Origin of the sequence: Lysinibacillus antri (assembly GCF_003977595.1) — a bacterium.
Classification (GTDB): domain Bacteria; phylum Bacillota; class Bacilli; order Bacillales_A; family Planococcaceae; genus Ureibacillus; species Ureibacillus antri.
Genome location: NZ_RYYR01000079.1, coordinates 1 through 708 on the forward strand (window position 1 = coordinate 1; position 708 = coordinate 708).

The 708-nt window shown below is 41.1% G+C and carries 2 tRNA genes and 2 rRNA genes; all 4 read left to right on the plus strand.

The features are described 5' to 3' along the window. Positions 1-76 (plus strand): 16S ribosomal RNA (locus EK386_RS19985); the annotation flags it as partial. Between the two features lie 110 nt (positions 77-186). Then, positions 187-263: transfer RNA gene (locus EK386_RS19990), tRNA-Ile, on the plus strand. A gap of 28 nt (positions 264-291) precedes the next feature. Continuing rightward, positions 292-367: transfer RNA gene (locus tag EK386_RS19995), tRNA-Ala, on the plus strand. Positions 368-620: 253 nt separating this feature from the next. Beyond that, positions 621-708, plus strand: a 23S ribosomal RNA gene (locus EK386_RS20000); the annotation flags it as partial.

The following is a 708-nucleotide window of genomic DNA, read 5'->3' on the forward strand; positions in this document are numbered from 1 at the left end:
GAAGGTGGGACAGATGATTGGGGTGAAGTCGTAACAAGGTAGCCGTATCGGAAGGTGCGGCTGGATCACCTCCTTTCTAAGGATATTTAACGGAATATAAGTTTTAGACTTATACCATTAACGTTTTGTGTTCAGTTTTGAAAGTTTACAATTAAGATAATTACATTTTAATGAAAACTTCTAAGGGGGCCTATAGCTCAGCTGGTTAGAGCGCACGCCTGATAAGCGTGAGGTCGATGGTTCGAGTCCATTTAGGCCCACCATATATATATTAATATTATATTCCTTTATGGGGCCTTAGCTCAGCTGGGAGAGCGCCTGCCTTGCACGCAGGAGGTCAGCGGTTCGATCCCGCTAGGCTCCACCAAAACTGTTTCGAACTAACGAATCAGTTTATTAATTTTGCTCCTGCGGAAGCGAAATCGATGATGTAATTTATTATTCGTTGCAAAACTGCATGGAGTAACTCACTGATGTATTTCACGATGTGATTGAAATCAGTAGCTTCGTTCTTTGAAAACTGGATAAAACGACATTGATAGCAACAAACAAAATTCAAGTAATTCAATTGTAAGTTCTTAAATCTTCTCTTTATTGAGAAGTTGTAACTAACTTTTTTAGGTTAAGTTATTAAGGGCGCACGGTGAATGCCTTGGCACTAGGAGCCGATGAAGGACGGTACTAACACCGATATGCTTCGGGGAGCTG